The organism is Phenylobacterium sp., assembly GCF_031412415.1.
Taxonomy (GTDB): domain Bacteria; phylum Pseudomonadota; class Alphaproteobacteria; order Caulobacterales; family Caulobacteraceae; genus Phenylobacterium.
Map to the genome: position 1 here is coordinate 1 of NZ_JANOCX010000441.1, position 4,614 is coordinate 4,614.

A 4,614-nucleotide genomic window follows, 5' to 3' on the forward strand; every position below is an offset into this window, starting at 1 on the left:
GTTTACTTTCCAGGCGATCAGCGCGTCCGAGATCGAGGTCACGCGCGCAGGAATAGTGGTCTACCCAAGCACCTACACGGTGGCGCTCAACCCCGACGGGACAGGCAGCGTGACGCCGACCACGAGTTGGGGCAGCGACGAGGTTTACATCACCTCTACTCCTAGCTTCCAGCAGGGCACCAACTTCGGGCGTTTCGGTGCGTGGTATCCCGATCAGATCAACCCCCCGCTCGACCGGCTGGCGCGAGGCAGCATTGCTTTGCGGGAAGAGGTCAATGACCTTAGTGCTCAAGTCGACGCCGTAGGCGACATAGGGCAGGCGGTGATTGATGCCAACGCATCCGTCGTCGCGGCTGCGGCATACGCGGCGACGGTAGCCGCGGCGCTCCCCGGCCAATTGCCGATCTACACCGTCGACACCTTGCCCGCAGTGGTGAACGGCAAGATGATCTTTGTCAGCAATGCGCTCCAGCCCGACGGCCTGACCGCCGGAGTTACGGCGATCGGGATCGGCGGGGTGTGGCGCTCGACCCGCGACAATAGTGTGCCTTCCCTCTTCAACCCTGCGATCTTGTTCCTTGGCGGGGTCAAGGGGGTTCGCTTCGATCCGCAGGACGTGTCCTCGCTATGGCAGGATAGCGCCGGAACGATCCCTGCCGCGCTTGGCCAGCCGGTCGGCAAGATGAGCGACCTGTCGGGCAACGGCTACCATGCGACGCAGGCCACCGCCGGCTTGCGCCCGATCCTGCGGCAAGACACCTCGGGCAAGAATTATCTCGAGTTCGACGGTGCGACCAGTTCGCGCTTTTTGGCGACGGCGGCGATCGACTTCAGCGGCACCGACAAGATCGGCAGCTACGCGCACGTCTATCATGAAGGCGCAGCCAGTGCGCAGTGTATCTATTCTCTGGCCAGTGTTGGCACCAGCGGTACGCTCGACGTCACTTCCAATTTACAGAACTTCATCTGGTCGGTCCAAGGCGCATCGCGCGTGTCCACCGCCAGCGATGACGCCTTCCAGTATTTTGTCGGCACTCATGCGATCGAGAGCTGCAATTACGATCTGGCCGGGGCGACGATCGGGGCGGCGATCAAGCCGCGCATCAGCGGGCTGTCGGTTGCGCGCACCCTGGCCGCAAACGCCGGGCCGGGCGGAGGCAATTTCTCCAATCTGCGCGTGCTTAACATCGGGCGCCGCAGCGACGGCCAATATGCACATGGGCGTTTCCATGGGCTGCTGATCGCGGGTGCTAACACGACGACACACAATCGGTCGGTCGTGCGCTATCTGGGGGACCACGGAAGGGTCGTTCCGTTCGCCCTGCTCGGCGACAGCACGGCGACCCACTATTCAGGGGCGACTGCCGTCGCGGCGCTGGTGCCACGCGGCGCAGCGTACAACATGGCCTACCAAGGCGACACGATCGCGCTGCAGAAAGCGAAGTGGGTCGCGGTCGAGGACAAGACGGCGATACCGATAGTCGTCGTTCAGATCGGGCTCAACGACATGGTCCCGGCCAACAGCAGTGCGGCGATCATCGCGGCGTTCCAAGACCTGATCACGACGATCCGCATCGACGCGCCGCAGGCCTTCATCTATGCGTCACAGCTCACTCCGGCCAAGTTCCGTCTCAATCAACTCGGTGTCGACAGCTACCAGAAATGGCTCGACCTCAATAATGCGATTGCTGGGCTCGGCTCGACCCCCATCATCAACGTCAACGGGCGCATCACTTCGCACGTCGCCATTCTCAACGACGGGGTCGGCAATCTCAAGGCGGAATATCAGAGCGGCCTGAACGATGGCATCCACTCGAACACGGCCGCGCACCAGGTCAACGCCGACGCGATCTATGGTGCGTTCGTCGCGGACGGGTTTATCTGATGATCTCATGCCAGTAGCGTCACCACAGAAGCTCCCTGACCCTGTCGCAACCGCGCAGGCGCTCGCCACGCTCAACGACTGGCGGGCGATCCTCGCGGTGGCGATGTTCATCATCGCGTCATTCGCTACAATAATCCTCGCGGTCATGATATGGGATAGAATTGCTAACGCCCGCATACACGAGGGTCTTCGTGTTGCGGTGGACAAGGTCGCGGATGCGCTGTGGGCGCTACGACTGACCATCGCCGAGGACCGGGTACTCGCGCGTGAAGATCGCCTCGACCGCAAGGCAGAGGCCAAGGAAGAGAGGGCTTTAGCTCATGAGGACCGCGCGCGGTTCTCGGGAGGAGAAAAGCCGTGACGAAGAAGGAGGTTTCCATTTACCTGACGGCATCCCTGCCGCCGGTTACCGATGACCACACCATCGAAACCCACTCGGCTACCCTTAGCGAAGCGGTAGATCGCCTCGACCACGAAGCCACCATGTTGCTGGAGGAAGCCCGAGGCCGCCACCAGCTGCACTCGACCCTGAACCAAGTAGCGGAGCGTCTGCGATGATCTCACCACCACTGGCGATCGGCTTCGGCCTCGTTGCGATCTCGATGCTGTTCCTGGTGGTGGTATTCTTCCGAGCGTGGAGGGATCCAGACGACAAGCTCGACCGGCGCTATCGCGTCGTGTCCGGCGCGCTGATGGTGTGGACCGCCGGCGCCGCGCTGTGGTCGTACAACCCACTTTCTCAATCTCTCGGCTGGCCCGGGCTGGACGGCATCTCGATGTTCGTCGCCAGCGTCCTGCTGTTCCTTTCCTCGGCGACGCTGATCGGCAGCACGGTCCTCAATGGCAGCCGCCTGACGGTGGCCGCCTACATCGTCTCGTCGATGATCTGGATATTCGGCTGCCTGCTGTTTGGGTATATCCTATGAACCGCAAGAAAATCCACGACGCGGCCAAGGCGCTCGGGGCCAAGGTCGACAACGACTTCGAGAAGTCAATCCTCGACGCCGCCATCGACGGCAATGACCCGAACCACGACCCGGCCCAGAGCGACGCGATGAACATCGCCAATGAAGCGGTGCGCGATGCCACGCAGACCCTCGCCTCGACCAAGGCGACGTGTGAAGTCGTCAAGAAATCGGAGAAAGACAAATGAGTTATGCGTTCGGCAAGCGGTCGCTAGACCGGCTGCAGGGGGTCCACCCTGATCTCGTCCGTGTGATGAAGCGCGCCATCAGCTGCTCGACGCTCGACTTCTCGATCATCGAAGGCATGCGTACGCTCGCCACACAGAAGAAATACTTCGCCGCCGGCGCGACGCGGACCATGAACAGCCGCCACCTCACCGGTCACGCTGTCGACGTCGCGCCCTATGTTGATGGTGTCATCCGATGGGACTGGCCGCTCTACTATGAGATGGCCAAGGTCATCAAGAAGGCGGCAGCCGAGGAGAAGGTGCCGGTCCAGTGGGGCGGCGACTGGAAGTCGTTCAAGGACGGCCCGCATTGGGAGCTGACGCACAAGGCCTATCCGGCTAAGAAGCCATGAAGATCCTCCACTCCCCTCACCTGTTCAACCTCATCGCCTTCCTCGCGGTGCTGAGCGCGATAGTCACGTTGGCGTTGGCCGGTAAGCCGACCGACCTCGCCATCATGACCGGCCTCGTCGGCATCCTCGGCAGCTTCAGACCGTGGGGTGCGACGCCGGCCAAGACAGACGAAGGACCGACCGGCGCACCCGACGACCCATTGTCAGTTGCCGGTCCAGAGACTACAAGCACTGCACCACCTGTCCAGACGGAGACGACTGATGAAAACGCTCCTCGCCCTTAGCGCCGCGCTGGCACTCGGCGCCTGTACCCCGACCAACGTCACCAGCATCCCCGCGCCGGTCGAGCTTGCGGGCCGCACCGCGGTCGACGAAGAAGCGCGCAACGGCATCGAGCTGGGCTACAAGGCATTTCGCCTCGCGCTCGAACTAGGGGTCGACACCGGGGCGATCAAGGGAGCGCGCGCCACCCGCGCCCGCGCAGCCAACGTCGCCGCCTACCGCTCCGTCGGCGTCATGCGCCAAGCCTATGCCACCGCCAACCAAGCCGACTGGCTTGCCGCTGCCCGCTCTGCCAACATCGCGGTCGAGCAGGGCATCGCTGCTGTAAGGGGACAATAAATGTTCGACATCGCCTCCGTACTCAAGCTGCTCCCGGCCGTCGGGCCGGTGGTCGCCGCCCTGCCCGAGTTCAAGAATATCTACGACCAGATTGTCGGCACCTTCAAGGAGAAGGACCAGGCCGTGCTCAACGAGGCGTATGAAGACCTCAAGGCCGACAACGACGCGGGCTTCGCCCGCCTCGACGCCAAGCTGGCCGAGGCGGCCAAACGCTGATGTGCATCGGGGCGATGGCCAAGCTCAACCCGCTGAGCGGGATCGGCGCGGCCAAGGCACTGAGCAACGTCAGCCCGCAGCTGGGCATGGCCAAGAGCCTGCTCAAGAAGAAAAAGGCGAGCGCGCCGGTGGTGGATGCTAGTCTAACAACTTCCGGTTGAGTGCCGCCAGCAAGATTTGTTGAACAGTCGCTTTGCTCGACCGGCGCTCGGCGACCATCTCATCGACGGTGTTAACAGCCACGATCCGGTAGCGATAGACTGGTCGCTTGTGGCCGGACTGCATCTGGCGGGTAGGCCCGATGCGCTCGACGATCTGCATGTCGTGCTCGAGGTTCCAGCCCGAAG

11 protein-coding genes are annotated in these 4,614 nt (G+C 62.8%); 10 read left to right on the top strand and 1 reads right to left on the bottom strand.

The features are described from left to right. The 10 genes from RMO04_RS20395 to RMO04_RS20440 form a co-directional block, all read left to right on the top strand. A partial coding sequence (locus tag RMO04_RS20395; RefSeq protein WP_309646602.1) for a GDSL-type esterase/lipase family protein occupies positions 1–1,885 on the top strand: 1,885 nt, incomplete at its 5' end. After that, positions 1,854–2,246, top strand: a complete 393-nt coding sequence (locus tag RMO04_RS20400; protein ID WP_309646603.1) for a hypothetical protein — start codon at positions 1,854–1,856, stop codon at positions 2,244–2,246. The genes RMO04_RS20395 and RMO04_RS20400, both read left to right, overlap by 32 nt. After that, positions 2,243–2,443 (top strand): hypothetical protein, encoded by a 201-nt coding sequence (locus RMO04_RS20405; protein WP_309646604.1) that lies wholly within the window; start codon positions 2,243–2,245, stop codon positions 2,441–2,443. Before RMO04_RS20400 ends, RMO04_RS20405 begins: the two co-directional genes overlap by 4 nt. After that, complete coding sequence (locus tag RMO04_RS20410; protein WP_309646605.1) at positions 2,440–2,811, top strand: hypothetical protein; 372 nt, start codon at positions 2,440–2,442, stop codon at positions 2,809–2,811. The genes RMO04_RS20405 and RMO04_RS20410 overlap by 4 nt, the downstream gene beginning before the upstream one ends. Then, positions 2,808–3,038, top strand: a complete 231-nt coding sequence (locus RMO04_RS20415; protein WP_309646606.1) for a hypothetical protein — start codon at positions 2,808–2,810, stop codon at positions 3,036–3,038. The genes RMO04_RS20410 and RMO04_RS20415 overlap by 4 nt, the downstream gene beginning before the upstream one ends. Continuing rightward, the gene (locus RMO04_RS20420; protein ID WP_309646607.1) at positions 3,035–3,430 is read left to right on the top strand and encodes a M15 family metallopeptidase; all 396 of its coding nucleotides are present in this window, start codon (positions 3,035–3,037) and stop codon (positions 3,428–3,430) included. The genes RMO04_RS20415 and RMO04_RS20420 overlap by 4 nt, the downstream gene beginning before the upstream one ends. Next, positions 3,427–3,714 (top strand): hypothetical protein, encoded by a 288-nt coding sequence (locus RMO04_RS20425; protein ID WP_309646608.1) that lies wholly within the window; start codon positions 3,427–3,429, stop codon positions 3,712–3,714. Before RMO04_RS20420 ends, RMO04_RS20425 begins: the two co-directional genes overlap by 4 nt. Then, entirely contained in the window at positions 3,692–4,051 is a 360-nt protein-coding gene (locus RMO04_RS20430; RefSeq protein WP_309646609.1) for a hypothetical protein, read from the top strand. Before RMO04_RS20425 ends, RMO04_RS20430 begins: the two co-directional genes overlap by 23 nt. After that, a complete protein-coding gene (locus RMO04_RS20435) occupies positions 4,052–4,267 on the top strand; it encodes a hypothetical protein (protein WP_309646610.1) in 216 nt (71 codons plus the stop codon). It begins immediately after the preceding gene. A gap of 14 nt (positions 4,268–4,281) precedes the next feature. Beyond that, on the top strand, positions 4,282–4,428 hold the full coding sequence (locus tag RMO04_RS20440; protein WP_309646611.1) for a hypothetical protein: 147 nt from the start codon (positions 4,282–4,284) through the stop codon (positions 4,426–4,428). Here the strand turns inward: RMO04_RS20440 and RMO04_RS20445 are convergent. Then, on the bottom strand, positions 4,406–4,614 hold a 209-nt coding region (locus tag RMO04_RS20445), incomplete at its 5' end, for a hypothetical protein (RefSeq protein ID WP_309646612.1). The genes RMO04_RS20440 and RMO04_RS20445 overlap by 23 nt on opposite strands.

Coding starts and splice junctions, on each gene's coding strand:
- RMO04_RS20400 (WP_309646603.1), top strand. CDS start 1,854: ATGGTGCGTTCGTCGCGGACGGGTTTATCTGATGATCTCATGCCAGTA.
- RMO04_RS20410 (WP_309646605.1), top strand. CDS start 2,440: ATGATCTCACCACCACTGGCGATCGGCTTCGGCCTCGTTGCGATCTCG.
- RMO04_RS20415 (WP_309646606.1), top strand. CDS start 2,808: ATGAACCGCAAGAAAATCCACGACGCGGCCAAGGCGCTCGGGGCCAAG.
- RMO04_RS20420 (WP_309646607.1), top strand. CDS start 3,035: ATGAGTTATGCGTTCGGCAAGCGGTCGCTAGACCGGCTGCAGGGGGTC.
- RMO04_RS20425 (WP_309646608.1), top strand. CDS start 3,427: ATGAAGATCCTCCACTCCCCTCACCTGTTCAACCTCATCGCCTTCCTC.
- RMO04_RS20430 (WP_309646609.1), top strand. CDS start 3,692: ATGAAAACGCTCCTCGCCCTTAGCGCCGCGCTGGCACTCGGCGCCTGT.
- RMO04_RS20435 (WP_309646610.1), top strand. CDS start 4,052: ATGTTCGACATCGCCTCCGTACTCAAGCTGCTCCCGGCCGTCGGGCCG.
- RMO04_RS20440 (WP_309646611.1), top strand. CDS start 4,282: ATGGCCAAGCTCAACCCGCTGAGCGGGATCGGCGCGGCCAAGGCACTG.